Source organism: Devosia sp. P3_B2 (assembly GCF_056402875.1).
Genome location: NZ_JBFUGO010000014.1, coordinates 44,017 through 68,922 on the forward strand (window position 1 = coordinate 44,017; position 24,906 = coordinate 68,922).

Below are 24,906 nucleotides of genomic sequence, written 5' to 3' on the forward strand. Positions count from 1 at the left end.
GAGTTTGCCGTGCCCACGACGACCCGCAAACGGTTCGCATTGGTGCTGATCAAGCCGTCGCACTACGACGACGACGGCTACGTGATCCAGTGGTGGCGCTCGCCCATTCCGTCCAATTCACTCGCCGCCATGTACGGCCTGGTGCAGGACAGCATCAGCCGGCAGGTGCTCGGGCCGGATGTCGACTGGGACGTCGAGCCGATGGACGAAACCAACAGCCGCGTGCACATCAAGGACATCGCGGCCCGCATCAAGGCAGCCGATGCCGGCATGGTGATGCTGGTGGGCGTGCAATCGAACCAGTTTCCGCGCGCCCTCGACATCGCTCGGCCATTGCGCGCTCTCGGCATTCCGGTCGGGATTGGCGGCTTTCACGTGTCCGGCACGATCAGCATGCTGGCGGGCGACGATGACGGGCTGCGCGAGGCGCAGGCCATGGGCATCTCGCTCTATGCCGGCGAGGCCGAGGGGCGGCTCGACGAGGTGCTGGTCGACGCCTGGGCCGGCACGTTGAAGCCTGTCTACAACTTCATGAACGATCTGCCGGGCATCGAGCAGGCGCCGACCCCGTTCATGCCGGCCGGCCACGTGCAGCGCACCGCAACGCAGATCACCAGTTTCGACGCCGGCCGCGGCTGCCCCTATCAATGCTCGTTCTGCACCATCATCAACGTGCAGGGGCGCAAGTCGCGGCGGCGCTCGCCGGACGACGTCGAGCGCATCATCCGCGACAACCACGCCCAGGGGATCCACGCCTACTTCATCACCGACGACAACTTCGCCCGCAACAAGGACTGGGAGCCGATCCTCGACCGGCTGATCCACCTGCGCGAGGTGGAGAAGATCCCGATGAAGTTCGTCATCCAGGTCGATACGCTCTGCCACAAGCTCGATGGCTTCGTCGAAAAGTGCGCCCGCGCCGGAGTGAAGCGGGTGTTCATCGGGCTCGAGAACATCAACCCGGCCAACCTTGCCGGAGCCAAGAAGAAGCAGAACAAGATCACCGAGTACCGCAAGATGCTGCTGGCCTGGCGGGGGAAGCGCATCATCACCTATGCCGGCTACATCCTCGGCTTCCCCGGCGATACGGTCGACTCGATCATGCACGACATCGACGTGATCAAGCGCGAGCTGCCGGTCGATATGCTGGAGTTCTTCTACCTGACGCCGCTGCCGGGGTCGGAGGATCACCAGAAGCTCCATCGCGCCGCCGTGCCGATGGACAAGGACCTCAACAAATACGACCTCAACCACGCGACCACCGCGCATGGGCACATGAGCAAGGCCGATTGGGAGCGGTGCTACGCCATGGCGTGGGATCGCTACTACACGACCGAGCACGTGACGACGATGATGCGCCGCGCCGCCGCGAGCGGCATCTCGGCGCCCAACATCCTGTTCCTCTCCACCTGGTTCATGGGTTCGATCAAGATCGAGAAGGTGCATCCGCTCGAGGGCGGTGCGCTCCGGCTGAAGCACCGGCTGTCGCGCCGGCCAGAACGTGGCATCGAGTCAGCGTTGGTGTTCTACCCTCGATACTGGGCGGAAACGGCGGCGAAGCTGGCACGCTGGGGCCTGCTCTACGCGCGCTACGGGCGGCACTGGCTGAAGATCAAGAACGATCTCAACCGCAAGGCCTATACCGACCTGGCGATGACGCCGGTCTCGGAGCATGACGACGAACTCGAGATGTTCCAGTCGGAAGATGCGCTCGCCTATATCAGCCAGGAGAAGCGGCTCGAGCGCGCGCGGCACGGCGGCCTGGGAACCCCGGCCGAGTAGCACGGGCGCGGCTAGGCCTTGTTGCCGTCCTTGCCGATCCGCTCCTTGGTCAGCACCTCCAGCAGGCCAACGAGCCGGGTGATGTCTTCCTGGCGCAGCAGATCGATCTTTTCGTGCAAGGCTTCGATGTCGAGTTCGGCGCGCAGGTTCACGTCGTAGTCGAGCTGTGCCTTCTGGCGGTCGATGGTGGATTGCCGATTCTGCGCCATCATCAGGATCGGAGCCGTGAAGGCGGCCTGGAACGACAGGACGAGATTGAGCAGGATAAACGGATAGGGGTCCCAGTGCTGCATCCAGGCGACGACGTTCAGCACGATCCAGGACGCCAGCAGCACCGACTGGACGACGATGAAGCGCCACGAGCCGACGACAGCGGCGATGCGATCGGCGAGGTACTCGCCGTAGGTGCGCGGCAGGGCGATCGGCTGCTGGTGCCTGAGGCTGAAGCGCCGGGCGGCCTGGTGGGCCGCAGCATTGGGTTGTGAGTCGCTCATCTGTCGCCTCCGGGCACATCCGCGTGGCGCAGTTCTAGCAGTTGTCGGCCCTTGAAACACGAAGGGCCCCGATCATCTCGGAGCCCTCCTATTTTGCTATGTCGGATACCCAGTGGCTATTCATGGCCGCGGGTCGGGGATGCGTGGTGCCGACCGGAACGCATGACCGCAAGGTCGGTGCGAGTGAGGCCGATATCGCGCAACAGGTGGTCGTCGAACTTCATCAGGTCGGTGAGGACCCGCTTCCGCTGCGAGCGGCGGAACATGGACGTCAGGCTGAAAGCCATTTGATCATCTCGTCAGTTTGGATGGTGCCGGGATCGGCGGGGGGCTTATGCCCATAAGGCGATGAACGCCTGATGAACTGCTGGCGGCTTAGCGGGCCTTGCGGCGGAACCAGCTATTCTGCTTGTTGAGCTCGGCGCGGGTGACGCCGATATCGGCAAGCAGGCGGTCTTCGATCTGCTGGTTGGGCGTGCGGGCACGCAGGTGGTCCGCGAGGAGTAGAAGTTCGGGGATCATTGGTCGATTTCCGTGTTTGTGAACCGGTTCATTCCGGCAATGGGCGCTGAATGAGCTACGCCGGTTGAACCGGTTCTGAACGATGCCTTCAGGGAGGATTGGATGAGCGAGATCGAGCTGCCGGCGTTTCCGGTCGAGGGCGGATGCCAGTGCGGGGCGGTGCGCTACCGGATCACCGGAGCTCCGCTGGCGGTCTACAACTGCCACTGCCGGGATTGCCAACGTTCGAGCGGGGCGACCCACTCGATGTCGATGCCGATCAAGCGGGAGCTGCTGGAGCATCTGAGCGGCGAGCTGGTTGCCTATGACAAGGCGGCCGACAGCGGCCGCACGGTGCGGATGCTCGGCTGTGCCAGCTGTGGCACCAAGCTGTGGAACGAACCGCTGGCCTCACCGGCGATGTTCGTGGTGAAACCCGGGACGCTGGACGATCCGAGCTGGGCGGTGCCGATCGGCAATATCTGGACCGACAGCCGGCTGCCCTGGGCTGTGATCGATCGGACGCAGGTCAACTTCCCCGGCCAACCGCCAGACCGTCAGCCGCTCTATGACGCTTGGAGTGCGGCGACGGCCTGACCGGCAAATCGCAATTTGCCGGAAGGATTCGCGGCGTCGGCGGAGGGCGTGGCGCCGGTTTCCCATGCTACGAGGGCGGCCGGAGTCTGAGGAGGGTTCGATGAGTTTCGACAGCGATATCGCGCTGGTCGCCGAGCAGGAGAAGCGGCTGGTATTCAGCCGGTTCGACGAGGCGACGGCGCTGCAACTGGGCGAGGACATCCGCCGGCTGGCCGAGGCGGCAAAGGCGGCGCTGGTGATCGATATCCGGTTCTGGAACCGGCCGCTCTACTATTATGCGATGCCCGGCACCGGCCCGGACAATTTCGAGTGGGTGCGGCGGAAGAGCAATTGCGTCAAGCGCTTCAACCGCGCGTCCTACGCCATGACGCTGCGCCAGCAGCGCGATAAGCGGGGCTTCGCGCCGGACGACAATGTCGATCCGACCGAGATCGCGGCGCATGGCGGCTCGTTCCCGATCCGCATCGAAGGGGTGAGCGTGGTCGGCTCAATCACCGTGTCCGGGGTGCCCGGGCGGCACGACCATGGCTTCGTGGTCACAGCCGTCGCCAACCATCTGGGCATTGATCCGGCACCGCTGATGCTGCCGCACGAGGAGCCGAAGTCCGACTGAAGGCTTGCTTGCTGTCACATCTCCCGGCTGGCTATATCCCGCCGCACACGAGGAGAGCGGACGGCATGGCCACGGCAGACGATATCGCCAAGATCATCGAGCAGGAGCAGGGGCTCGAATTCACCCGGTTCGACGAGCACATCGCGTTCTCCATCGGCGCGCGGGTGCGCGAGCGGGCGGTGCGCGAGAAGCTGGGACTGGTGGTCGATGTGCGCACCTGGGACCGGCAGATGTTCTACGCGGCGATGCCGGGGACGACCGCCGACAATCCCAACTGGGTGCGCCGCAAGGTCAACACGGTGCAGCGGCTGCTCAAATCGAGCTATCGCGCGGCGCTGGAGCAGGCGCGCGAGGATCGGCTCTTTGCCCCGAATCGCGCGCTCGACGGCGCCGACTTCGTGCTGGCGGGCGGGGGCTTCCCCATCCGCCTAAAGGGCTTTGGGCCGATCGGCTGCATCACCATTTCGGGGCTGCACGAGCGCGACGACCATCAGGTCGGAGTCGATGCGGTGGCCGACGAACTCGGGCTCGACAAGGCGGCGTTCGCGCTGGCCAAGATTTAGCGCTGGGGCGCGCTTGACAGTCCGGGCACGGCTGCCGCAACTGCTGCCGGTCGCGGAGCCCGGAAATGAAACTCAACTACCTGCTGCTGGACGTTTTCACCACCGAACGTCTCAAGGGAAACCCCCTTGCCGTCGTGCTCAAGGCGGATGGCTTGCTCGATGACCAGATGCAGGCCATCGCCGCCGAGTTCAACCTCTCCGAGACGGTGTTCATCCAGAAAGCGCAGTCCGAGCGGCATGCCGCGGCGGTGCGGATTTTCACGCCGTCGTCGGAACTGATCTTCGCCGGACATCCGACGGTCGGGGCAGCCGTGGTGCTGGGGCTGCAGAATCGCAGCACGGCGGTGCGGCTGGAGGAAAAGGTCGGGGTGATCACCTGCGTGATCGAGCGCATTGAGAAGGATATCGGGCTCGCCCGCTTCGCCCTGCCGCGGTTGCCCGAAGAAATCGGGAAAGCGCCGAGCGTGATGACCATTGCCACGACGCTGGGGCTCGAGCCCGAGGAGATCGGCTGCGGACCGTACGAGCCGGCGCTGTTTTCCGCAGGTGCGCCGTTCTACCTGCTGCCGGTGAAGGACGCCGAGGCGCTGAAGCGCATCCGCCTGGAGCGGCGCGGCTGGGACGAGATCTACCCCGTCGGTCGCGGCTCGATCTATGTCTTCACCCAGACGCCTGAAGAGCGGGACAACGATTTTGCAGCGCGCATGTTCGAACCCGGCATGAGCGGAGGCGAGGATCCGGCAACCGGTTCGGCTGCCGCGGCGCTGATCGGACTCCTGGTCCGTCACGCCGACAACGGGCAGCATGAGTTCCGCTTGCGGCAAGGCCACGAGATGGGGCGTCCGAGCCTGATCACGCTGCAGATGCGCAAGGAAAACGACCAGCTCACCCATGGCGGCATCGGCGGGCACGCAGTGATCGTGGGCGAGGGGACGCTCAACCTCGGCGACTAGCGAAAGGCGGTTTCGCCAACCCGACTGCTAGGGCCGCTTGTGCCACGGGCTGAGACTGCCCGGGCCTAGGCCGGTCGTGGGTTCGGCACCGACCCAGAACTCCTTGATGTAGGACGGCAGGCCGGCAGCATCGAGATAGGTGAGGGGGCTGAGCGCCAGCCCATCGCGGCGCCTCAGATCAACCGTCCAGAGACCGTCGTGCGGCGGCACGAAGCTGCCGCTTCCATCGAACGCCGACGGCAGGGCGTATGGACGATCGAGCCACAGCACGGCGCCGTGGCAGGCTGGGCCGACATGCACTTGGTAGGCAACGGCATCGCCCGGAGCGTATCGCGGCAGCGGATCGTAGGAATGGCGGGCAGTGCTGATGGTCAGCGTTGGCGGATCGTGCTCTGCGGCAGCGAGCCAGCGGCTTACCACCGCGTCGAACGCCGCGAGATAGCTTGATGTGGCTTGAGGCGTGAAAGGCTCGGTTCCGGTCCCGGCCGCGGCCGCGGGCAGGGTCGTGCAAGGCTGGTCGCAAAAAGCGGTGTCGTAGATTGCGGCGTCGAGCAGGCTGCGGGTCTCCGCGATCAGGTCCCGGTCGGCGGCTGCTGGAGCGTTGGCACCGGCGAGATAGTGCGCGGTCGTTTCGATCAGTGGGCGGAGTTCGACGCCGGCGCAATAGTTGCCGGCAGCAAGTGCTACGCCGATGCGGGCTGTCGCCTGCAGCATCAGCAGATCCATGCTGACCCCTTCGGCGCGCGATGGTGTCGCCGCCGAAATCACTGCTGCCAGGGCGACAAAGGCAAAGCCGAGAGACCGCACCATCGCATCCTCCCAAGGCGAGGGTGAGCCAGGGTCGTCCCGCACCGTGTCGGCAGCAAGGCGGACGCGCATAACCCTAGTCGACAAAAATCAACTGACAGACTTGCACTTTTGTCAGTCGTCATCCATTTGCACGGTCTCACCACAAGGAGACTGGTCATGGATCATCGCACATTGGGAACATCGGGCCCCGTCGTTTCCGCCCTCGGGTTGGGCGCCATGGGTATGTCGGGCGCTTATGGGCCGTCCGATCGCAGCGAGAGCATCGCGACGTTGCATGCGGCGCTCGAGGCCGGCGTCACGCTGATCGACACCGGCGATTTCTACGGCATGGGCCACAACGAGATGCTGATCGGCGAGGCGCTGAAGGGCCGCCGCGACGATGCCGTGCTCAGCGTCAAGTTCGGCGCGCAGCGCGGGCCGGATGGGCAGTGGTTCGGCTTCGATGGTCGGCCAGCGGCGGTGAAGACCGCGCTCGCTTACACACTCGAACGCCTCGGCGTTGACCACATCGACATCTACCGGCCGGCGCGGCTCGATCCGAACGTGCCGATCGAGGACACCGTCGGCGCCATCAAGGACCTGATCGCTGCCGGCTACGTCCGCCATCTCGGCCTGTCCGAGGTCGGGCCGGAGACCATCCGCCGTGCCAACGCAGTACACCCGGTGGCGGACTTGCAGATCGAGTATTCGCTGATTTCGCGTAGCGTCGAGCGGGCGATCCTGCCGGTTACGCGCGAGCTGGGCATCGGCATCACCGCCTACGGCGTGCTGTCGCGCGGCCTGATCAGCGGGCACTGGAGCAAGGACGGGCTCGTCGCCGGCGACTTCCGCGGCCACAGCCCACGCTTCAGCGGCGAGAATGTCGATCACAACCTGCAACTGGTTGAAAGGCTGCGCGAGATCGCGGCCGGCAAGGGCGTCAGCGTCGCTCAACTGGCGATCGCCTGGGTGCTGGCGCAGGGCAGGGACATCGTGCCGGTGATCGGGGCGCGCCGCCGCGATCGTCTCACTGAGGCACTCGGTGCGCTCGATGTGGTGTTGACGGGGGCCGATCTGTCGGCCATCGAAGAGGCTGTGCCGCCGAATGCCGCGCGCGGCGAGCGCTACATGCCGGCGCAGATGGCGATGCTCGACAGCGAGCGAACTGGAGCCTGATGAACGAGGTCTTGACCCGCGAACGGATCCTCGAGGCGGCGGAGCAGGTGTTCCGCCGCTTTGGCCCGCAGAAGACCACCGTGGTCGACGTCGCGCGGCTGCTCGGTGTGAGCCATGGCAGCGTATACCGGCATTTCCAGAGCAAGGCTGCGCTGCGCGACGCGGTGGTCGAGGGCTGGCTGAGGCGGACGTCCGATCGGCTCGAGCCAATCGCCTATTCCGACGTCCAGCCCAGCCTGCGCCTTCGGCAGTGGTTCGATGGATTGAGGGCCACCAAGCGTAAGTATGCATCGAGCGATCCCGAACTGTTCTCGATCGCCCGCGCGATCTTCAGCGAGGCGCCCATAGTGGTTTCCGGCCATGTTCAACTCCTCGTCGCCCAGATCGAGAAGATCGTCGCGGACGGTATTGCCGCCGGCGAGTTCCGCGAGGCCGACCCCAAATCGACCGCTCAGGCCATTTTCGACGCCATGGCGCGCTTCCACGATCCGGCACATGCCCTCGACTGGAACGATCCTGAGAACGACGCCGCTTTCGATCGCGTCTACGCCCTGGTAACCGCCGCTATCGCTGCCTAGCGGCGGTGGCGGGACGGCCTACCGCGTCGCTCAGGATGTGACTCCCAACGACTCTCGCACAAGTGTACGCTGACGTACCGTTGCTTGCTTGGGGGAGGCGTGCCGTGGACGTAATCAATACAATTCTGTTGTGGCTGCACTTCATGGGCCTGGCGCTTGGGGGCGCCGCTGCCTTCGGCATTCCCGTGGTCGGAAGCCGGATGCAGAGCGCGGCGCCCGAGACCCGGCCGCTGCTGATGAACATCATGAAGGGGCTGGCGCAAGTCGGGCGCGCCGGGATCGGCTTGCTGATCATCACCGGACCGCTGATGATCTGGCTCAAGTATGGCGGCGTCGGCGGCATCAGCGCCTGGTTCTGGATCAAGATGGTGCTGGTGCTCCTGCTGATCGCCGGCGTGATCTACAGCGGCATGCTGGGCAAGCGGATCGAGGGCGGCGATATGTCCGCCGCCAAGCTCGCGCCGAGGGTCGGCATGGCCAACGCCACGCTGCTCATTCTCATCGTGCTGTCGGCGGCGATCACCTTCGGCTGACGGCTCGCAGACGCCCGGTTGGCACATTGCCGGCCGGGCGCTAGTCTTGCGGCATGAGCGAACAAGCTGCCGGCACGGGTGCGATCGTCAAAACCGGGCGCGCCGGGTGGATACGCCGCGCGCCCGATGAGCCGGGTTGCGAGCGGATCGAGGCCTATTTCGCCGGCCGCGCCTACGAGCCGCACCGGCACGATACCTACGCGATCGGGCTGACGCTTTCGGGCGTGCAGAGCTTCAACTATCGCGGGGCGCGGCGCGACAGCGTGCCCGGCGGCACCATGGTGCTGCATCCGGACGAACTGCATGACGGGCAGGCGGGAGCAGAGGGCGGCTTTCGCTATCGCATGCTCTACATCGAGCCGGCGATGCTGCAGAAGGCGCTGGGTGGCCGGCCGCTGCCCTATGTGGCTGGCGGGATTTCGCACGATCCGCAACTGCGCGATGCCACGGCGGCATTGCTTGAGCATCTCGATGGACCGCTCGAGGGCCTCGAATACGAGGATGCGGTTTACGACCTGGCCTGGGCACTGGACCGGGCCGGCGATAGCCGTGAAGGGCGACACACCGGGCTGAGCGACTATCGAGCAGCCGAGCGGGCGCGGGAGTTCCTCGATGGAGCGCTGGACGCGCCCGTGACGCTGGCGGAGCTCGAGGTGATCGGCGGGCGAGACCGTTGGCAGCTGTCACGCGACTTCAGGCAGCTCTATGGGACCAGCCCGCACCGCTACCTGGTGATGCGCCGGTTGGGTCAGGCGCGCAGCGCGATGCGCGAGGGCGCCTCGCTGGCGGCGGCCGCGGCTGGTGCCGGGTTCGCCGACCAGAGCCACATGAGCCGGCATTTCAAACGAACCTACGGGATGACGCCCGCAGCGTGGGTGCGGCTGCTCGCAGCCTGAGATCGCGCACGAACGTTCAAGACCAACCGGCCAGCAGCGCGCCAATCTCGGCTCCCCAAAGGAGACCGGAATGGCCGCTTACACCAGCATCGACCTCATTGCGAAGATCGGAAAGATCGACGGGCACTGGCAGCCGCGCGTCGTGGCCGAGCTTAACGACTACCAGTTCAAGGTGGTGAAGATCGAAGGCGACTTCATCTGGCACGACCATAAGGATACCGACGAGGCGTTCCTGGTGCTGGAGGGGCAGTTGCGGATCGATTTCCGCGACGGATCGGTGGCGGTGGGGCCGGGCGAACTCTATGTCGTGCCGCGCGGAATCGAGCACAAGCCGTTCGCCGAGCGCGAGGTGAAGATGCTGCTGATCGAGCCACGCGGTACGCTCAACACCGGTGCCGAGGGCGGTGCGAGGACGGCGGAAAATGACGTCTGGGTTTGAATCTGTCGTCACAGACGCTTGCCAATGGGCTTCAATTCCAGCACTATCCGCGACGCAAACGGAATTTCGCCATGCAGCGCAAACGCGCCATTGCCATCGCAATCGCTGAACAGAAGGCTCGGGAGAGCCGGCTGATTCTGGCTGCTGCGTTGCTGCTGCTGCCGGCCGCCCTGCTTCTCCTTCTTATCAGCCCCTGATAACCGACAGCTCGGATAGCGAGCGGGTGGTCAGGGGATAACGCGCAAGAAACCGAACATCGATTTGTCCGGTCGCGATGGTTTTCGAACCCCGGCCGTTGATAGGAATACCGAAATGAGCACCCAGGCACAGGCGCAGAGCAACAAGGACCGCGTCTTCATTTTCGACACCACGCTGCGCGACGGCGAGCAGAGCCCGGGCGCGACGATGACGCTCGAGGAGAAACTGCAGGTGGCCGAAGCCCTCGACGAGATGGGCGTCGACATCATCGAAGCCGGCTTCCCGATTGCCTCGAACGGCGACTTCGAAGCGGTGGTCGCGGTGGCCAAGCAGGTGAAGAACTCGGTGGTTGCCGGGCTCGCCCGCGCCATTCCGGGTGACATCGCGCGCGCCGGCGAAGCAGTGCGGCACGCCAAGCAGGGCCGCATCCACACGTTCGTCTCGACCTCGCCGATCCATCTGGCGCACCAGATGAAGAAGACCGAGGAGCAGGTGCTGGAGATCATCTCCGCCACCGTGGCGCAGGCGCGCAACCTGATCGACAATGTCGAGTGGAGCGCCATGGACGCCACGCGCACGCCGATCGACTACCTGGCGCGCTGCGTCGAGCTCGCCATCAAGGCCGGCGCCACCACCATCAACCTGCCCGACACCGTCGGCTACGCCATTCCGGCCGAGCACGAGGCGATGTTCCGCTCGATCATCGAGCGCGTGCCGGGCGCCGACAAGGTGATCTTCTCGGCCCACTGCCACAACGACCTCGGCCTCGCGGTCGCCAACTCGCTGGCCGCGGTGCGGGGCGGGGCGCGACAGGTCGAATGCACCATCAATGGCCTGGGAGAGCGCGCCGGCAACGCGGCGCTCGAGGAGATCGTGATGGCGCTGCGCACCCGCGCCGACGCCATGCCGTACCACACCCAGATCGAATCGACGCACCTCAGCCGGGCCAGCAAGATAGTCTCGGCGGCGGCGAACTTCCCGGTGCAGTACAACAAGGCGATCGTCGGAAAGAACGCCTTCGCGCACGAGAGCGGCATCCATCAGGACGGGATGCTGAAGAACGCCCAGACCTATGAGATCATGACGCCGGAGAGCGTGGGCATCAAGGAAACCACCTTGGTGATGGGCAAGCATTCGGGCCGCGCCGCCTTCAAGGATAAGTTGAAGGAACTGGGCTACGACCTTGGCGATAATGCCTTCCAGGAAGCATTCGTTCGCTTCAAGGACCTGGCTGACCGCAAGAAGCACGTCTATGATGCCGATATCGTCGCCTTGGTCGATGACGAGGCCGGCTCGGTCGACGACCGCATCAAGCTGGTCGACATGGAGGTGATCTCCAAGACCGGCGGCGTGCATCACTGCGACCTGACCATCACCATCGATGGGGTCGAAGTGAAGGCTGCGTTCGACGGCACCGGCTCGGTGGATGCGATCTTCAACGCGATCAAACAGGCCGTCGGCAAGGATCCTCATCTGGTGCTCTATGCCATCGACGGCGTCACCGGCGGCACCGACGCGCAGGCCAGCGCCCATGTGCGCCTCGAAATGAACGGCCGCATCGTCTCCGGCAACGCCGCCGAGCCCGACACGCTCGTCGCCTCGGCCCGCGCCTACATCAACGCCTACAACCGCCTGCTGCTCGAACGCGGCGCCGCGGCGCAAGGCGCGACCGAAGCGGCAGTCGGGTGAGGGCACCCGCCGGTCCGAACAATCAGGAGCCGCCCTCGGGCGGCTCTTTTCTTATGGAGGAGCAATGACTTACGAGTTGAGGCGGGTGGAGACTCTCGAAGAGTGGGCGGCGATGCATCGGATTCGGCGCGAGGTGCTGTTTCCGCCCGAGCGGCATCCGGGCTTCGTCTACAACGATGCGCACCCGGACGACGCAGCCGCGAACCACATCAAGTTCCTGCTGCTGCTCGATGGCGAACCTATCGGGACGACCCGGCTCGACCTGAAGGGCGAACGCGCCGCCGTGCGCCTCGTCGGGATAGTGGCCGATAGCCAGCGGCAGGGGCATGGGAGCGTGATGGAGCAGGGGGTGATCAACCACGCCTACAAGCTCGGCATCACCACGCTGATGCTCAATTCGGCTCCGGAGGCCATCGGGTTCTACGAGAAGCGCGGCTGGCAGCGCGAGGTCTGGGACCCCGAGGAGCTCAGCGGGATGCGGAGCGGCTGTGTGCAAATGATGAAGCACCTGTAGCGCGCGGGCTGGTCCGGCGCCGCGGCTGCCGTTACGGTTCGGCGCATCTGACGGGGATCATTGCATGCTGCGTGAACTGAGGGGGGCGATCACCGCGCTGGCGCTGGTGGTGTGCGGCGTGCTGCTCGCGGTGAGCGTCGATTTCGGCGTTCCGGGGCAGGCGCTGCTGCAATCGCTGCGCTTTCATATCGCCGCCGCGCTGCTGGGGCTGGTGCTGCTGCTGTTCATCGGCGGGGCGTGGCGACGCGGGCTGCTGTTCCTGTTCGTATTCGCCGTCAGCGCCGGGCAGGGCGGGGCGATCATCTATCGCCAGCAGGAAGCGCGGATCGCCGCACAAGGGGTCGGGAGCAAGCCGCTCTTGAGGCTGCTGAGCTTCAATCTCCTCGTGGACAACCGGAACGGCGCGGCGATTGCCGATTTCATCATTGGTTCCGGAGCCGACGTGGTGCTGCTGATGGAGGCTTCGCCGATCGGGCCATATCGCGAAAAGCTGCTCGCTACTTACCCGTATCATGCCGGCTGCGATATCAGTGATGACTGCTCCACCGTGCTGCTGTCGCGCACCCCGCTCGAGAATGTGGCCGTAGGCTCATTGAGCGAGGTATGGCGGAACCGGCTGATCACCGCAGCGACTGTTGTCGGTGGCCAGCGCGTCAACATCGTCGGCGCCCATCTGGTCAAACCTTATTTCGACGACTTCCCGGACGAAGAGCTCCGCCGGTTAGGATTGGCGATTGGCCGGCTCGAGGGGCCGCTGCTGCTGGCAGGCGATTTCAACGCCGCAGCGTGGTCCGCCAGGATCGACGGACTGGCGAGTCGCGAAAAGTTGGCGCCGGGCCCGTTCTACCCGGCCACCTGGCCGGTGCGCCTCGGCCCGCTTGGCGTGCCTATCGACAACGTCTTCGCCCGCGCGCCGCTGGTGATCGAGCAAGTCGACGCAATGGGAGACTCGATGGGCTCGAACCACCGGGGGCTGATCGCGGAGATTGGGCTGGCGGGGAACCGCTAGCGTCGCTGCTCAACTGTGGTTTCGGCGAACTCGACATGCCCTGGCCGACTCTGAGGCATCAGTAGTCCGAACAGGTCCTTTGGATCGTCGAGTTCGGGGATCAGGTCGATGTGGCGTGCCTCGACAAGGCTCAGATCGCGGACGTAGCGCAGGGTTGAGAAGTCTTCGACGGCGAAGCCGACTGAGTCGAAAAGGGTCACCTCGGCGGCCGTGCGGCGACCTGGGCTGTGTCCCGACAGCACCTGCCATAGTTCTGTGACGGCGAAGCCATCCGGCAGTTGCTGGATTTCGCCCTCGATGCGGGTCTGCGGAGTGTATTCGGTGAACACCGAGGCCCTGGCGACGATGTCGCGGTGCAACTCGGTCTTGCCGGGGCAATCGCCGCCGATGGCATTGAGGTGCACGCCGGGGGCGATCATCTCCGGTATCAGCACGTCGGCGTGGCGCTTGGCGGCGGTGCAGGTGGTGACGATGTCGGCACCGCGCACGGCTTCGGCGACGGACGGAGCGCGGGTGAGGCGTAGGCCGCTGGTTGCGAGGTTGAGGCAGAATTTGTCGACTGCTTCGACATCGACGTCGAACACACGCACTTCTTCGATGCCGAGCAGTGCCCGGAAGGCCATGGCCTGAAACTCGGACTGGGCGCCGGCGCCGATCAGCGCCAACGTCCGGCTGCCCGGCCGGGCGAGGGCGCGTGCGGCGACGGCAGATGTCGCGGCGGTGCGCAGCGCAGTGAGGATGGTCATCTCCGAGACCAGCAGCGGATAGCCAGTGGCGACGTCGGCGAGGACGCCGAAGGCGGTGACCGTCAGCTTGCCGGCGGCGGTGTTCTTGGGATGCCCGTTGACGAACTTCATCGCGTAGAGCGCGCCATCCGAGGCCGGCATCAGTTCGATGACGCCATCGTGGCTGTGACTGGCAAGGCGCGCCGCCTTCTCGAACTGCTCCCAGCGGCGAAAATCGGCTTCGATGTAGTCGGCGAGCCCGACGAGGAAGGGCTCGACGCCGGTCTTCCTCAGGAGGGCGCGGATATCGCTGGTGCCGATGAACTGGGTCATATTCGCCTCTTACTTTGCTGGAGCAGTCAGGCTTCGAGTGCTCGTGTTGCGGCCGTCAGGCCGTCATTGACAGGGCCGCTTGCCTCGCGGCCGGGGTGGAGTGGCGCTCGCCGAACAGGCGGGCGGTGAGGTCGATCATCAGGTCGGCGCTCATGCCGAGATGGTCGAGGAAAGGGTTCAGTTCGACGAGGTCGAGCGAGCCGACGCGGCCGCTCCTGTGCAGCATGTCCATCACCAGGTCGCCTTCGTCGCGGCTGAGACCGCCGGACACCGTGGTGCCGACGCCGGGGGCGAGGCTGGGGTCCATGGCATCGACGTCGAGCGAGAGATGCAGATGGCCGTTCGCCGCCTCCACACGATCGAGGAAGTGCTGGAGCGGCGTCGCCACACCCGCGACGCGGATGGCGTCCATGTCCACCACCTGCACGCCACGTTCGTCGAGCAGCTGCGCCTCTTCGCAATCGAGGGCGCGCGCGCCGAGGATCATGACGTTGGCTGGGTCGACCGTGGCGAACCAGTCGGTGGAGTTGTGGAAGCCCGGCTCGCCGCACAGGCGGGCCAGCGACATCCCGTGGATATTGCCGGTTTCGGTGGTGGCCCAGGTGTTGAAATCGCCATGCGCATCGAACCACAGCACGAACAGCGGGCGCCCGGTGTCGCGGCAGTGCCGGGCGACGCCGGCGACCGAGCCCATCGAAATCGAATGATCGCCGCCGAGGAAGACCGGGCGGGCGCCATTCTCGAGGCTGCGATAGCCGGCCTCGCTGGCGGCAACGGCCAGCGCGTCGATCTCGGCGGCTGGAGCCAGCTTCTGGCTGACGTTCACGTCGCCGAGATCCGCAACGGCGTAGCCGATGCCCGCGAGACGCTCAGCGATCCCGGCGGCCCGCAGGTCGTCAGGGCCGAGCGCCGCACCACGACAGGACGCGCCGGCATCGGTCGGCAGGCCGATCAGGTCGATGCGGTTACCGGTAATGGAACGGCGGGCGCGGGCGTCGTGCAGCATTGGGGGTCCTCGATTCAGTTCCCGCTTATGTGAGGATCGATGCGTGCAGACGAAAAGGCGGAGAAGTGATAAGATTGCGCAGCGAGATGTGCAAAGTGGCGGTGCGAATTGACGAATAGTACACCGGGGCTCGACGACCTCGATTATCGCCTGATCGCTCTGCTGCGGACCAATGGCCGTTTGCCGGTGGCCAAGCTCGCGGCAGAGCTTGGCGTTTCGCGCGCCACTGTAACGGCGCGGATGGAGCGGCTGGAGCGCTCAGGGGCCATTGCCGGCTACACGGTCGTGGTGCAGGCGCAGGGGCGGGCGGACGCAGTGCGTGCCGTGATGATGGTCGAAGTCGACGGCAAGAACTCCGAGCAGATCATCCGCCGGCTCGCCGGCTTCCCCGAGATTCGCGGGCTCTACACCACCAATGGCCGCTGGGACGTGGTGGCGGAGATCGAGACGCCGACGCTGCGTGAGTTCGACGAACTGCTGCGCAAGGTGCGGCAGATCGACGGCATCGCCAATACCGAGACGAGCATATTGCTCGCCGCCCGCAAGGAACTGGGGTAGGGGCCGGTGCCCCTACCTGATGGTTAGCGGCGCCAGCGCCCGGCCGAGGCTTGCTTCACCCATGCCGTAGGTCGCCGCGTTGTAGTTCAGCAGCGTATCCTTGCGGGCAGTATTCAGCAGCTGGTTGGTGATCTGGGTCGGCGTCGCGGTGGTGAACTTGCTGCCCAGGATCGAGGCATAGCCCGAGATGATCGGAGCGGCGAACGAGGTGCCGGCCAGGCCCATCTTGCTGCTGTCAACGCCGACGACGAGGAAGTGGCTCTGCACCGCGGTGTTGGTGCCGGCCTTGTTGGAGTAGGACGCGAGGCTCGCTTTGTTGGCAACGGTTCCGTTGGTATTCAGCGCGCCCACATAGATGGTGGATTGCGTGCCTACGAGCGCGAGGTTGAGATAATCGACCTGGCCGCTCTTGTTGGTGCCGCCGATGGCGATCCCGTCATTGCCGGCCGCCTTGGCGATCACTGCCTTGCCGTTCCTGGCATAGGAGATGATCGAGGACTCCTGCCCACTCCAGCCAATCTGGCTCGCGCTGTAGCCGGCCCTGGCGTACATGCCGTAGCTCAGGTTCAGAATATTGAGCCCCGCCGCGAGGCTGACGCTCGTGCTGGACCTGAATTCCTTGGATTTGATGGTGGCGAGGGGCGCGATCATGCTGCCCTCGAGCCGCGTCCACTCGCCGTGGCGCAGGACCTGGCTGGTGCCAGTGAGGTTGCCCCCGAACTTCGACGTGCTGGAAAAGTCGTCGATGAAGGTGATCGTGGTCTTCTGGCCCTTGTAGCCGGCGGTCCAGGCGTCGGCGACCTCCGGGCTCATCCAGTTGCGCCAGATGGGCGTCGTGGTTTGGGCCTGCGGGGCGGAGACGCCGCCGAGCAGGGCGAGGGCGGCGATGACTGCCGTTACGAGATACTTGATACGTGAGGTCATGGCGTTCACTCCTGAAAGCTAGAAACTGGCACTGTAGGTAAGGGAGACATGGAGCCGGTTCGGCTCGGCGTCGGCGAGGTATTGCAGCGTCTCCTGCGTTGGCAGCGGAGTCGCGGCGAGGCGGCAGTTGACGATCTGCAGGCCGCCGCCGATCTCGCCGTAATCCCCCTCGCAGGTCTTTTCGGTGAGGTTGCCCCAGAGGATGCCGCGGACGGTCAGCGACAGGGTGGTATTGGCGCTCGGGTGGGCCTGTGCGACGAAGCCGATCCGCAGGCTTGGGTCGATGGTGTATTTCTCGCCACGCTCGCCGGTGCCAAGGCCCCACAGCAGTCCGAAATCCTCGCCAACCTGGGTGAGCATGTCGATGTGGGTATCCGGCCAGTCGGTGTGGTACCACTTGGGCAACGATACCCAGGTGCCATCCGACAGCTCGTAACCGCCGTTGGCGAGGTTGCGGACGCTCTCGGTCAGTTCCGACCCCTGCGCGATATCGATCACGTGGAGCGCAACGGCGAGTTCCTGTGCGGCAGCGGGCGAGGGCGACGCGGCGGCACAAGCGGCGAAGAGCCACCCGGCCAACAACCAGCGGACCCGCACTTGCGGTTCGACCTGCCGATCAACCTCAGGGTCGACTGCGCCCACGAGATATGCCCCACATCAGAGGGGGCATATCAAATCGCATTTTCTCTAAAGAAGTGTTCGCGATCGGAACTAATTCGACGGAATTATCTAAGCCTCGCGTAAGGCCACCGGCAGTTGCTCGGCCACGACGGCCAGCTCATCGGGCCGCCCCACGCTGATCCGGATGTGTCGGTCGAGTCCGGGAGCCGTGGGTTTGCGTACAAACACGCCCCGAGCCTCCAGCGCCTTCAGCACGCGCATGGCGTACTCTCCGTCGCCTCCGCAATCGATCGCTACGAAGTTGGTGGCCGATGTCACGGTGCCGAGCCCGTTCTCGGCAGCAATGGCGTAGAGTCGCTCGCGGCCGGCTGCGACCCTCGCAACCACGTCCGCCAGCCAATCCTGATCGGCTAGGGCCGCCATCGCTGCCACCTGGCTCAGCCGGGTGACGCCGAAATGGTTGCGAACCTTGTCGAAGGCCTTGATGAAGCCGGTCTCGCCGATGGCATAGCCGACGCGCATGCCGGCGAGGCCGTAGGCCTTGGAGAAGGTGCGGGTGCGGATCAGGTTGGGGCGTTCGATATCGAGCGCGGGCAGGGTGCCGGCCGGCGCTGTCTCGCAATAGGCCTCGTCGAGAAGGATCAGGGTTTCCTCGGGCACCGAGACGATGAAGCGGTCGATCTCGGCAGCGTTCCACCAGGTGCCCATCGGGTTGTCCGGGTTGGAGAGGTAGATCACCTTGGCGCGCTCGCGCCGGGCTGCCTCGGCAAGTGCTCCGAGGTCCTCGTGGTTCCCGGCATAGGGCACTGCGACGATGCGGCCGCCGTAGCCGGCGACGTGATAGTTGAAGGTGGGGTAGGCGCCTAGCGAGGTGACGGCGACATCGCCGGGTTCGGTGATCAGTCGAGCAATCAGGCCGTGCAGCCCGTCGATGCCTTCGCCAATCGCGATGTTCGCAGTGGGGATGCCGAGATGGGCGGCAAGCGCCGCCTTCAGGTCATGAACTTCGGGATCGCCGTACATCCACACGCCGCCAGCCGCCGCTGCAATGGCTTCGATCACCTTCGGTGATGGCCCGAAGCCGCTCTCGTTGGCGCCGACGCGGGCGCGAAACGGCATGCCGGTGCGCCGCTCCAGCGCTTCGGGGCCGGTGAACGGGACAGTCGAGGGCAGGGACTGGGCGAGGGGCGTGAGGATGGAACGCATGCGGGCGAACTTAGCGTGCCCGGCGCCCGCCGCAACGGGCCGATCACGTGCCGCGAGCGGAAAAGTTTCACCGGCCGCGCCGCACATTTGATTGTGTTGCGCGTGACGCCGGGCGGGTCCAATCATGCCGCCACAATCCTCATGGGTGGATCCAATGATGAAGAACAGGCTGGCGCTCGCGGTAGCAATCGTGGGCGCGCTGGGAATGACTGGCGCACAGGGCGCCGAGACGGCGACCGCGATCTTCGCGGGTGGCTGCTTCTGGTCGATCGAGAGCGATTTCGACCACGCGCCGGGCGTGCTCTCCACCACGTCCGGCTATATCGGCGGGCATGTCGACAACCCGAGCTACGAGCAGGTGGTCACCGAGACCACCGGCCACCGCGAGGCGGTGAAGATCGTCTACGATCCCTCAGTCACCAGTTACGACAAGCTGGTGGACACGTTCTTCCACCTGATCGACCCGATCGAGACGCGCGGGCAGTTCTGTGATTTCGGCGAGAGCTACACCACCGCGATCTACGCCGGCAACGACACCGAACTGAAGGAAGCCGAAGCCGGCAAGGAAGCCACTGCCGCGGCTCTGGGCAAGCCCGTCGCCACAGTCGTCGCCATGGCCCCGACCTTTTGGCCGGCGGAGGACTACCACCAGGACTTCTGGAAGGGCTCCGAGATGCTGCAGAACGGCCTGACCCGCGCCGAGCACTATGCCCGCTACCGCGCCGGCTGCGGCAAGAACGGCCAGGTCGAAGCCATCTGGGGCAAGGACGCTTTCAAGGGGCTGGACGGGCACGCCTGAGGCGGGCTGCTGTTCCCGTCACCACAAAGCTTGGGGGGCGGGCTAAGTCAGATCCGGCGTCCGCTCACCAGCATTCTGTGTATGCGGGTCTGCGGCCAATTCCACCTGCGCGTGCTCGCCCTCTGCCGAGAGCATCTTGTTGATGGCGAGTTTAGCCTTCTCGGTCAGGTCCCGCAGCGTCGGCAGGTATTCCGGAGTCGGCACCCAGGCGCGCAGCTGCAGCATGATCTTGTCACCGACGAAGCTCTCGACATGCACCGTCGGCGGCGGGTCGACCTGCACGCGCTTGTCGGAGGTAGCGATCTTCAGCATCGTGCGGCGGGCGGCGGCCACGTTGATCGAATCCGGCACGGTGATGTTCACGTCGATCCGCCGGCGCGGCTCGCGGCTGTGGTTGGTGATGGCCGAAGACCAAAGCTTCTGATTCGGCGTGAAGATGTAGAGTCCGCTGGTCGAGCGCAGCCGCGTGCCGAACAGGCCGATCTCCACCACCACGCCAGCCACGCCATCGCCGACAATGTACTCGCCGATGGCAATCGGTCGCAGCCACACCAGCATGATGCCGGCCGCGATGTTGGCGAGCGTGCCCTGCAGCGCCAGGGCGATGGCGAGGCCGGCGGCGCCGATCACGGCATAGATCGACGTGCTGGAAACGCCGAGGAAGCTGAGCGCCGTGACGATTGCGAAGATGATGACGCCGTAGCGCGTCACCTGAGCGAGCAGCGGCGCGAAGTTCTTGTCGACGCCATAGGCGCGCGGCAGCAGGTTGCGCACCATCCGCGACAGCATGCGCGCCAGGTACCAGCCGGCCACCAGTACGAAGAGCGCACTGAGCAGCGCCACCGAATTGTCGGCAAGCCAGCGAAGCGGAAGGGAAACGGCTTCAGTCGCCTGGGTTGGCAGATCGGTGTTCAGATTGTTCATGGGCACTTCGCGGGGCTGTGGCGTGGGCGGGCGTTAACTTACCAATCTGGCAAAACCGCGAAAGTCCACAGACACGCGAATGGGTGCTGGACAAGGTGGGGGAGCCCTGATAGTCAGCCGCTCGGACCGGGTGCGTAGCTCAGATGGTAGAGCAGCTGACTCTTAATCAGCGGGTCCACGGTTCGAGTCCGTGCGCACCCACCAATCCTCCTAAAGCTTTGATATGACAGGCCTAACGGCCAGTCTGCCGCGGGTAGCAGGTTGCGACGCTCTTGCGGCCGTGCCTGCATCGGCGAGCCTCGGCCGGTGCGGACGAATCCGGTGTTGAGTCGGCTCGTCTGATAGCCGGCGTTGGTCGCGCCGTGGCGTCACAGGTGTTGAATTGTTCCAATGGCGCTCTTCACAAGCTCCGCACAGGTCCTTACATAGCCGCGATTAACCTTTTCAGCGCGGAGATGACCCGGAATGCCCTTTGGCCTTGATGCATCGGCTTTTGCGGCATTTTTCCAGGTTATCATGATCGATCTCGTGCTCGCTGGCGACAATGCCGTCGTCATCGGGCTCGCCGCGGCCGGGCTGCCGTCCGATCTCCGCCGCAAGGCCATCCTCATCGGCATCATCGCGGCCACCGTGCTGCGTATCTGTTTCGCGCTGATCACCACACAGTTGCTGCAGCTCGGCGGCGGTCTGCTCATCGCCGGCGGCCTGCTGCTGCTGTGGGTCTGCTGGAAGATGTATCGGGAGCTGTCGGTCTCGCACGAGGACGAGCAAGACGCCACCGAGGCGCTCGCCAATGCCGATCTCAATGCCGACGGCACCGTTGCGGGCAAGAAGAAGAAGACGCTGAAGCAGGCGGTCTGGCAGATCATCATCGCCGACGTCTCGATGTCGCTCGACAACGTGCTGGCCGTGGCCGGCGCGGCGCAGCACCATGAAGTGGCGCTAATCTTCGGGCTCGGCCTCTCGGTGCTGCTGATGGGCGTTGCCGCGACGCTGGTCGCGGGCCTCCTGCACCGGTATCGCTGGATCGCCTGGCTCGGTCTCGTCATCATCCTCTACGTCGCAGTGAAGATGCTCTACGAGGGCGCCGACCAGTTGATGGGCCACACCTTGCCGATGATTCCGCTGATCAAGGGCGCTCCGGCCGTCGCGCACTAACCGGCTCGTAACCACGGCCCGACTTTCCTTCGCATTGCGCGGCGGGCCGTAGGGATTTCATCATTGCGCGGACGATAGCGTCCGGCAGGTCTTCTGCCGGATTTCGTCCATGTCGCTCGCCACCCTGTCTCCCAGCCCGCTCACTTACGCCGACCTGCCGCCACGACCGGCGTCGGGCTTCGTCATGCGCCTGGTGGAGCCAGAGGCATGGGACGATGCGATCGCGGATTTCGAGGGCGTGTGCCAGGAGCAGTTGGCTACCTTCGCGCGGGCCCGCTGGCCGGGCGTGGCGCTTGAGCCGCAACTGTTCATGCTCGGTGGCAAGGTCGTCGGCGGATGCCTGATCATGGTGCAGGGGCTGCCGCTGGGCCTGGGTTCGATCGCCGTGGCCAAGTGGGCGCCGATGCTGCGTCGCACCGAGGGCGCCGATGCCAATGCCATCTACGCCCGGATGATCGAGACGCTGTGCGCCGAGTATGCGGAGCGTCGCGGCATGATGCTGTCAGTGCTGCCGCGCGCCTCGCTGGCCGGCGGCAACGCGGAATACCGCCTGCTGCTGGAGCACGGCTTCCGCCAGGGCGCGACGCTGGGGTTTCCGGATCGCTACATCGTCAATCTCAGGCTCAGCGATGCCGAGCAGCGCGCCAGCTTCCACCAGAAGTGGCGCTATCATCTCAACAAGGCCGACAAGGCGGGGCTGGCTTTCGAGCACGCCGGGCCGGAGCGGCGGCCCGAGTTCGACGCGCTTTACGAGCAGATGGTCGATCGCAAGAAGTTCGCCGACCACTCGGCTTACGGCACCGTGCCAGCGTTGATGGACATGGCGAACTCGACGCTCAGGCCGGAACTGTTCTTCGTCCGCCATGCCGGCGAGATCGTCGCCGGCGCCATCATCTTCAAGGCCGGCGACCGGGCGGTCTATCTTTACGGAGCCACCAGTGCTGCGGCGCTCGAGCTGCGCGCCGGCTATTTCCTCCACTGGCACATCATCCGTTGGCTACGGGACAACACGCCGGCCCGCTGGTACGACCTGGGGGGCACGGACGGCTTCCAGGGCCTGCACCAGTTCAAGAAGGGCATGGTCGGCGAGCGGGGCGTCATTACGCCGGTGCCGCCGGTCGCAAACTACGCTGCACGCTGGTGGCCGCGCCTGCTCGGCGAGGCGGCATTTGCTGGACGTGAGCTGGCTCACATGGTCGGCCGCCGCATCGACCGGTTGCGGCCCGACCGGGCCAAGCCCGACCAGCAGCGGGACGCCCGATGAGCCTCAGGCAGCGCCTGCTCTCGCAATCCAGCATCATTTTCGGCGCCCGGCTGTTCGGTGCGGGGGTGATCTTCCTCGCCCAGGCGGCGATCGCGCGCCTCTGGGGCGCCGAGATCCTCGGCGAGTACCTCCTGATCATCGCCACGGTGAATATCGTCGCGGTGGTGATGCCGCTGGGCTTCGAGACCATCGGCACCTATTTCGCCGCGGAATATCGCTCGAAGGGCGAGGGCCGTTTGCTGCGCGGCTTCATGCTGCGCGCCTATGGCCACGTCGCCGCGACGGCGCTGTTGCTGGTGGTCGCCGGCTACCCGCTGGCCACGCTATTCGGCGAGCCGGGCAGGGTGCTCACAGCCCATTGGCTACCCGCCTGCCTGATGACGCTCGCTACCGCCGTGGTCTACTGCAACAGCGCGCTGCTGGTCGGGCTGAAACGGCCGTTCGCCGGCTTTTTCGCCGACACCATCGTCCGCCCGCTGCTCATCGTCCTTTGCTTCGCGCTTGCCGCTATGGCCGGTGATGCCGAGGCGAAATTCGCCGAGCTGATCTGGCTCCTCGCCATCGGCTTCGCTCTCATTGCCGCCGCCCAGTTCGCCTGGGTCCTCCGTGCCGTCCGCCAAGTCCCCGATGCCAGCGGCGTCCACCCGGCCGAGCAGAAGCGCTGGTGGCGCTTTGCGCTGCCCTGGGTGGTGATCGCGCTCGCCACCGACTTCTTCTTCGACATCGATCTCCTGATCCTCTCCAATTTTCTCGACCGCGAAAGCCTGGCGGTGTTCGGCGTCTGCACGCGGGTATTCTCGCTTGTGGCCTTCGCTGTATCGGCGGTCTACGCCGTGACGCTGCCCGAGATGTTCGAGCGAAACGCTGCGGCCGATCGCGACGGCTTCATAAAGCAGATCGGCGAGGCCAACCTCGTCGCCGCCGCCATCTCGATCACGCTGTTCGCGGTCATCGCCGCAACGGGCCCGCTGCTGCTGATGCTGTTCGGGCCGGAGTTCCAGGCGGGTGTCGGCCCGCTGGCGGTGCTGTGCCTGACGCTTTGCGTCCGCTCGCTGTTCGGCCCCGCCGCGCTGGTGCTGTCGATCCACGACCGGCCCTATGCGACGCTGCCAGCTATTGGGCTTGGGATGGGCGTGCTGGTGGGGGCCAATATTCTGCTGGTCCCGGTGCATGGGCTGATGGGTGCTGCCGTGGCAGCGCTGGCGGCGCAGACGTTCTGGTGCGCGGCGATGTGGCTGACGGCCAAGCGGATGGCCGGGATCGATGTGTCGATCGGACCGCGCCTGGGCGAGCTGCTGGCCCGCCGGGTAAAGGACGTCTAGGGCCTATCGTCCCAGCAGCGAATTGATCCGCGCCCTGACCTTCGCCAGGCGCCCCATGCCCATCCCCGAGTCATACTCCTCGGTGACCTTGGTGTAGAACTTCTCCATCACCACGTAGTCCTGCCCGAAGATCTGCTGGCGCAGTAGCGCGGCCTGCTCGTAGCCGTAGCGGCGGAGCAGAGCGAGGGCGACTTCGTTTTCCGGCCGCACCCAGGTGAAGGCCTTGTGGAACTTGCCGTTGTCCCAATGCTCGTCGAACACCCGCATGCCGTAGATGCCGAGCCGGCTCTGCCGGTGGGCCGGGAAGATCCAGCTCCAGTAGCGGAAGATCGCGCCGGTTTCGGGCCCGGAGATCAGGCCACCGCCGGCGACGCCGTCCTGGGTCAGGATGATGACGTGGAACGGATCGACCCGCTGCAATGCGCGCAGGAACCCCTTCGTCAGCCGGCCTTTCTCGTGTTCCTTGAAGCGCTCCGAGTAATGCGGAGACTCGTCGATCACCGCCATCAGTTCGCGGTGGATCATGTCGAGTTCGTCCGGTCGCGCGGCGTGATAGCCGAGTTCGGGCATCGGAGCCTCCAAATGGTATTGCCGCCATTGTCGCCCGGAAACCGCCGAGAAAGCGTTTACGGCAAGGGTTTCCGAAGGGTTTTCAGAGCGTTTCAATTGACCCGGAGCCGGCAAGTGGTCTGCTTGCCCGGCCTTGAGGGCTTGGTTAGAACGGTTCGCAAAATCGGAGGAC

General features: G+C 65.4%; 30 protein-coding genes and 1 tRNA gene. 20 read left to right on the top strand and 11 right to left on the bottom strand.

Going from position 1 to position 24,906, the window contains the following annotated elements:
- The first annotated feature begins 9 nt into the window (after positions 1-9).
- Positions 10-1,782 carry a B12-binding domain-containing radical SAM protein gene (locus AC1DV8_RS19475; RefSeq protein ID WP_477158584.1) on the top strand — a complete coding sequence of 591 codons (1,773 nt, stop codon included), beginning with the start codon at positions 10-12 and terminating at the stop codon, positions 1,780-1,782.
- A gap of 11 nt (positions 1,783-1,793) precedes the next feature.
- Here the strand turns inward: AC1DV8_RS19475 and AC1DV8_RS19480 are convergent, their stop codons facing one another.
- The 3 genes from AC1DV8_RS19480 to AC1DV8_RS19490 form a co-directional block, all read right to left on the bottom strand.
- Positions 1,794-2,276, bottom strand: a complete 483-nt coding sequence (locus AC1DV8_RS19480; RefSeq protein WP_477158585.1) for a DUF1003 domain-containing protein — start codon at positions 2,274-2,276, stop codon at positions 1,794-1,796.
- A gap of 116 nt (positions 2,277-2,392) precedes the next feature.
- Positions 2,393-2,563: a YjiS-like domain-containing protein gene (locus AC1DV8_RS19485; protein ID WP_477149703.1), complete on the bottom strand. Its 171-nt coding sequence runs from the start codon at positions 2,561-2,563 to the stop codon at positions 2,393-2,395.
- An 88-nt stretch (positions 2,564-2,651) separates the two neighbouring features.
- On the bottom strand, positions 2,652-2,798 hold the full coding sequence (locus AC1DV8_RS19490; RefSeq protein WP_477149702.1) for a hypothetical protein: 147 nt from the start codon (positions 2,796-2,798) through the stop codon (positions 2,652-2,654).
- Positions 2,799-2,900: 102 nt separating this feature from the next.
- Between AC1DV8_RS19490 and AC1DV8_RS19495 the strand changes: the two genes are divergently transcribed.
- The 4 genes from AC1DV8_RS19495 (at position 2,901) to AC1DV8_RS19510 (ending at position 5,503) form a co-directional block, all read left to right on the top strand.
- Entirely contained in the window at positions 2,901-3,374 is a 474-nt protein-coding gene (locus AC1DV8_RS19495) for a GFA family protein (RefSeq protein WP_477149701.1), read from the top strand.
- 100 nt (positions 3,375-3,474) lie between these two features.
- Positions 3,475-3,987, top strand: a complete 513-nt coding sequence (locus AC1DV8_RS19500) for a heme-degrading domain-containing protein (protein WP_477149700.1) — start codon at positions 3,475-3,477, stop codon at positions 3,985-3,987.
- Between the two features lie 65 nt (positions 3,988-4,052).
- Complete coding sequence (locus tag AC1DV8_RS19505; protein ID WP_477149699.1) at positions 4,053-4,550, top strand: heme-degrading domain-containing protein; 498 nt, start codon at positions 4,053-4,055, stop codon at positions 4,548-4,550.
- Between the two features lie 65 nt (positions 4,551-4,615).
- Positions 4,616-5,503, top strand: coding sequence for a PhzF family phenazine biosynthesis protein (locus AC1DV8_RS19510; RefSeq protein ID WP_477158586.1), 888 nt, complete (start codon positions 4,616-4,618; stop codon positions 5,501-5,503).
- A gap of 27 nt (positions 5,504-5,530) precedes the next feature.
- Here AC1DV8_RS19510 and AC1DV8_RS19515 read toward each other — a convergent pair whose 3' ends face one another.
- On the bottom strand, positions 5,531-6,313 hold the full coding sequence (locus AC1DV8_RS19515; RefSeq protein ID WP_477158587.1) for a hypothetical protein: 783 nt from the start codon (positions 6,311-6,313) through the stop codon (positions 5,531-5,533).
- 156 nt (positions 6,314-6,469) lie between these two features.
- Between AC1DV8_RS19515 and AC1DV8_RS19520 the strand changes: the two genes are divergently transcribed.
- The 9 genes from AC1DV8_RS19520 to AC1DV8_RS19560 all read left to right on the top strand — a co-directional run bounded on the left by AC1DV8_RS19520 (position 6,470) and on the right by AC1DV8_RS19560 (position 13,324).
- A complete protein-coding gene (locus AC1DV8_RS19520; protein ID WP_477158588.1) occupies positions 6,470-7,468 on the top strand; it encodes an aldo/keto reductase in 999 nt (332 codons plus the stop codon).
- Complete coding sequence (locus tag AC1DV8_RS19525; RefSeq protein ID WP_477149695.1) at positions 7,468-8,046, top strand: TetR/AcrR family transcriptional regulator; 579 nt, start codon at positions 7,468-7,470, stop codon at positions 8,044-8,046. Before AC1DV8_RS19520 ends, AC1DV8_RS19525 begins: the two co-directional genes overlap by 1 nt.
- Positions 8,047-8,150: 104 nt before the next feature.
- A complete protein-coding gene (locus AC1DV8_RS19530) occupies positions 8,151-8,579 on the top strand; it encodes a hypothetical protein (protein ID WP_477149694.1) in 429 nt (142 codons plus the stop codon).
- A gap of 53 nt (positions 8,580-8,632) precedes the next feature.
- Entirely contained in the window at positions 8,633-9,475 is an 843-nt protein-coding gene (locus AC1DV8_RS19535; protein ID WP_477158589.1) for an AraC family transcriptional regulator, read from the top strand.
- Positions 9,476-9,545: 70 nt separating this feature from the next.
- Positions 9,546-9,914: a cupin domain-containing protein gene (locus tag AC1DV8_RS19540; RefSeq protein WP_477158590.1), complete on the top strand. Its 369-nt coding sequence runs from the start codon at positions 9,546-9,548 to the stop codon at positions 9,912-9,914.
- Positions 9,915-9,985: 71 nt separating this feature from the next.
- Entirely contained in the window at positions 9,986-10,111 is a 126-nt protein-coding gene (locus AC1DV8_RS19545) for a hypothetical protein (protein WP_477149691.1), read from the top strand.
- 115 nt (positions 10,112-10,226) lie between these two features.
- Positions 10,227-11,801, top strand: coding sequence for a 2-isopropylmalate synthase (locus AC1DV8_RS19550; protein WP_477149690.1), 1,575 nt, complete (start codon positions 10,227-10,229; stop codon positions 11,799-11,801).
- A 64-nt stretch (positions 11,802-11,865) separates the two neighbouring features.
- Positions 11,866-12,315 (top strand): GNAT family N-acetyltransferase, encoded by a 450-nt coding sequence (locus tag AC1DV8_RS19555; protein ID WP_477158591.1) that lies wholly within the window; start codon positions 11,866-11,868, stop codon positions 12,313-12,315.
- Positions 12,316-12,379: 64 nt separating this feature from the next.
- Entirely contained in the window at positions 12,380-13,324 is a 945-nt protein-coding gene (locus AC1DV8_RS19560) for an endonuclease/exonuclease/phosphatase family protein (protein ID WP_477158592.1), read from the top strand.
- On the opposite strand, the gene AC1DV8_RS19565 is transcribed toward AC1DV8_RS19560, so the two are convergent.
- Positions 13,321-14,382 carry an ornithine cyclodeaminase gene (locus AC1DV8_RS19565; RefSeq protein WP_477158593.1) on the bottom strand — a complete coding sequence of 354 codons (1,062 nt, stop codon included), beginning with the start codon at positions 14,380-14,382 and terminating at the stop codon, positions 13,321-13,323. The two genes, AC1DV8_RS19560 and AC1DV8_RS19565, sit on opposite strands and share 4 nt — an antisense overlap.
- 55 nt (positions 14,383-14,437) lie before the next feature.
- Positions 14,438-15,388, bottom strand: coding sequence for an arginase (gene rocF, locus AC1DV8_RS19570; protein ID WP_477158594.1), 951 nt, complete (start codon positions 15,386-15,388; stop codon positions 14,438-14,440).
- A 108-nt stretch (positions 15,389-15,496) separates the two neighbouring features.
- Here rocF and AC1DV8_RS19575 point away from each other — a divergent pair, with 108 nt between their 5' ends.
- Entirely contained in the window at positions 15,497-15,946 is a 450-nt protein-coding gene (locus AC1DV8_RS19575; RefSeq protein ID WP_477149685.1) for an Lrp/AsnC family transcriptional regulator, read from the top strand.
- A 12-nt stretch (positions 15,947-15,958) separates the two neighbouring features.
- Here the strand turns inward: AC1DV8_RS19575 and AC1DV8_RS19580 are convergent, their stop codons facing one another.
- The 3 genes from AC1DV8_RS19580 to AC1DV8_RS19590 form a co-directional block, all read right to left on the bottom strand.
- Positions 15,959-16,870, bottom strand: a complete 912-nt coding sequence (locus AC1DV8_RS19580; protein WP_477149684.1) for a S8 family serine peptidase — start codon at positions 16,868-16,870, stop codon at positions 15,959-15,961.
- Between the two features lie 18 nt (positions 16,871-16,888).
- Positions 16,889-17,449 (bottom strand): hypothetical protein, encoded by a 561-nt coding sequence (locus AC1DV8_RS19585; protein ID WP_477158595.1) that lies wholly within the window; start codon positions 17,447-17,449, stop codon positions 16,889-16,891.
- Between the two features lie 150 nt (positions 17,450-17,599).
- Positions 17,600-18,697 (bottom strand): pyridoxal phosphate-dependent aminotransferase, encoded by a 1,098-nt coding sequence (locus tag AC1DV8_RS19590; protein WP_477158596.1) that lies wholly within the window; start codon positions 18,695-18,697, stop codon positions 17,600-17,602.
- A gap of 157 nt (positions 18,698-18,854) precedes the next feature.
- Here AC1DV8_RS19590 and msrA point away from each other — a divergent pair, with 157 nt between their 5' ends.
- Complete coding sequence (gene msrA / locus AC1DV8_RS19595; protein ID WP_477158597.1) at positions 18,855-19,496, top strand: peptide-methionine (S)-S-oxide reductase MsrA; 642 nt, start codon at positions 18,855-18,857, stop codon at positions 19,494-19,496.
- Positions 19,497-19,538: 42 nt separating this feature from the next.
- On the opposite strand, the gene AC1DV8_RS19600 is transcribed toward msrA, so the two are convergent.
- Positions 19,539-20,420 (bottom strand): mechanosensitive ion channel family protein, encoded by an 882-nt coding sequence (locus tag AC1DV8_RS19600; RefSeq protein ID WP_477149680.1) that lies wholly within the window; start codon positions 20,418-20,420, stop codon positions 19,539-19,541.
- 128 nt (positions 20,421-20,548) lie between these two features.
- Here AC1DV8_RS19600 and AC1DV8_RS19605 point away from each other — a divergent pair.
- From AC1DV8_RS19605 to AC1DV8_RS19620, 4 genes are all read left to right on the top strand, one after another.
- Positions 20,549-20,624 (top strand) — tRNA-Lys (locus AC1DV8_RS19605).
- 261 nt (positions 20,625-20,885) lie between these two features.
- Positions 20,886-21,578, top strand: a complete 693-nt coding sequence (locus tag AC1DV8_RS19610; RefSeq protein WP_477149679.1) for a TerC family protein — start codon at positions 20,886-20,888, stop codon at positions 21,576-21,578.
- A gap of 109 nt (positions 21,579-21,687) precedes the next feature.
- Complete coding sequence (locus AC1DV8_RS19615; RefSeq protein ID WP_477158598.1) at positions 21,688-22,842, top strand: lipid II:glycine glycyltransferase FemX; 1,155 nt, start codon at positions 21,688-21,690, stop codon at positions 22,840-22,842.
- Positions 22,839-24,164 (top strand): lipopolysaccharide biosynthesis protein, encoded by a 1,326-nt coding sequence (locus AC1DV8_RS19620; RefSeq protein ID WP_477158599.1) that lies wholly within the window; start codon positions 22,839-22,841, stop codon positions 24,162-24,164. Before AC1DV8_RS19615 ends, AC1DV8_RS19620 begins: the two co-directional genes overlap by 4 nt.
- 3 nt (positions 24,165-24,167) lie before the next feature.
- On the opposite strand, the gene AC1DV8_RS19625 is transcribed toward AC1DV8_RS19620, so the two are convergent.
- Complete coding sequence (locus tag AC1DV8_RS19625; protein ID WP_477158600.1) at positions 24,168-24,734, bottom strand: hypothetical protein; 567 nt, start codon at positions 24,732-24,734, stop codon at positions 24,168-24,170.
- Positions 24,735-24,906: the final 172 nt, after the last annotated feature.

Excerpts from the sequence above, each read along its gene's own strand:
- AC1DV8_RS19590 (WP_477158596.1), bottom strand. The coding sequence starts at position 18,697 with ATGCGTTCCATCCTCACGCCCCTCGCCCAGTCCCTGCCCTCGACTGTC.
- AC1DV8_RS19625 (WP_477158600.1), bottom strand. The coding sequence starts at position 24,734 with ATGCCCGAACTCGGCTATCACGCCGCGCGACCGGACGAACTCGACATG.
- AC1DV8_RS19610 (WP_477149679.1), top strand. The coding sequence starts at position 20,886 with ATGCCCTTTGGCCTTGATGCATCGGCTTTTGCGGCATTTTTCCAGGTT.
- AC1DV8_RS19500 (WP_477149700.1), top strand. The coding sequence starts at position 3,475 with ATGAGTTTCGACAGCGATATCGCGCTGGTCGCCGAGCAGGAGAAGCGG.
- AC1DV8_RS19495 (WP_477149701.1), top strand. The coding sequence starts at position 2,901 with ATGAGCGAGATCGAGCTGCCGGCGTTTCCGGTCGAGGGCGGATGCCAG.
- AC1DV8_RS19520 (WP_477158588.1), top strand. The coding sequence starts at position 6,470 with ATGGATCATCGCACATTGGGAACATCGGGCCCCGTCGTTTCCGCCCTC.
- AC1DV8_RS19535 (WP_477158589.1), top strand. The coding sequence starts at position 8,633 with ATGAGCGAACAAGCTGCCGGCACGGGTGCGATCGTCAAAACCGGGCGC.
- AC1DV8_RS19620 (WP_477158599.1), top strand. The coding sequence starts at position 22,839 with ATGAGCCTCAGGCAGCGCCTGCTCTCGCAATCCAGCATCATTTTCGGC.
- AC1DV8_RS19490 (WP_477149702.1), bottom strand. The coding sequence starts at position 2,798 with ATGATCCCCGAACTTCTACTCCTCGCGGACCACCTGCGTGCCCGCACG.
- AC1DV8_RS19540 (WP_477158590.1), top strand. The coding sequence starts at position 9,546 with ATGGCCGCTTACACCAGCATCGACCTCATTGCGAAGATCGGAAAGATC.
- msrA (WP_477158597.1), top strand. The coding sequence starts at position 18,855 with ATGAAGAACAGGCTGGCGCTCGCGGTAGCAATCGTGGGCGCGCTGGGA.
- AC1DV8_RS19550 (WP_477149690.1), top strand. The coding sequence starts at position 10,227 with ATGAGCACCCAGGCACAGGCGCAGAGCAACAAGGACCGCGTCTTCATT.
- AC1DV8_RS19485 (WP_477149703.1), bottom strand. The coding sequence starts at position 2,563 with ATGGCTTTCAGCCTGACGTCCATGTTCCGCCGCTCGCAGCGGAAGCGG.
- AC1DV8_RS19565 (WP_477158593.1), bottom strand. The coding sequence starts at position 14,382 with ATGACCCAGTTCATCGGCACCAGCGATATCCGCGCCCTCCTGAGGAAG.
- AC1DV8_RS19615 (WP_477158598.1), top strand. The coding sequence starts at position 21,688 with ATGTCGCTCGCCACCCTGTCTCCCAGCCCGCTCACTTACGCCGACCTG.
- AC1DV8_RS19545 (WP_477149691.1), top strand. The coding sequence starts at position 9,986 with ATGCAGCGCAAACGCGCCATTGCCATCGCAATCGCTGAACAGAAGGCT.
- AC1DV8_RS19560 (WP_477158592.1), top strand. The coding sequence starts at position 12,380 with ATGCTGCGTGAACTGAGGGGGGCGATCACCGCGCTGGCGCTGGTGGTG.
- AC1DV8_RS19600 (WP_477149680.1), bottom strand. The coding sequence starts at position 20,420 with ATGAACAATCTGAACACCGATCTGCCAACCCAGGCGACTGAAGCCGTT.
- AC1DV8_RS19505 (WP_477149699.1), top strand. The coding sequence starts at position 4,053 with ATGGCCACGGCAGACGATATCGCCAAGATCATCGAGCAGGAGCAGGGG.
- AC1DV8_RS19555 (WP_477158591.1), top strand. The coding sequence starts at position 11,866 with ATGACTTACGAGTTGAGGCGGGTGGAGACTCTCGAAGAGTGGGCGGCG.
- AC1DV8_RS19510 (WP_477158586.1), top strand. The coding sequence starts at position 4,616 with ATGAAACTCAACTACCTGCTGCTGGACGTTTTCACCACCGAACGTCTC.
- rocF (WP_477158594.1), bottom strand. The coding sequence starts at position 15,388 with ATGCTGCACGACGCCCGCGCCCGCCGTTCCATTACCGGTAACCGCATC.
- AC1DV8_RS19515 (WP_477158587.1), bottom strand. The coding sequence starts at position 6,313 with ATGGTGCGGTCTCTCGGCTTTGCCTTTGTCGCCCTGGCAGCAGTGATT.
- AC1DV8_RS19525 (WP_477149695.1), top strand. The coding sequence starts at position 7,468 with ATGAACGAGGTCTTGACCCGCGAACGGATCCTCGAGGCGGCGGAGCAG.
- AC1DV8_RS19580 (WP_477149684.1), bottom strand. The coding sequence starts at position 16,870 with ATGACCTCACGTATCAAGTATCTCGTAACGGCAGTCATCGCCGCCCTC.
- AC1DV8_RS19480 (WP_477158585.1), bottom strand. The coding sequence starts at position 2,276 with ATGAGCGACTCACAACCCAATGCTGCGGCCCACCAGGCCGCCCGGCGC.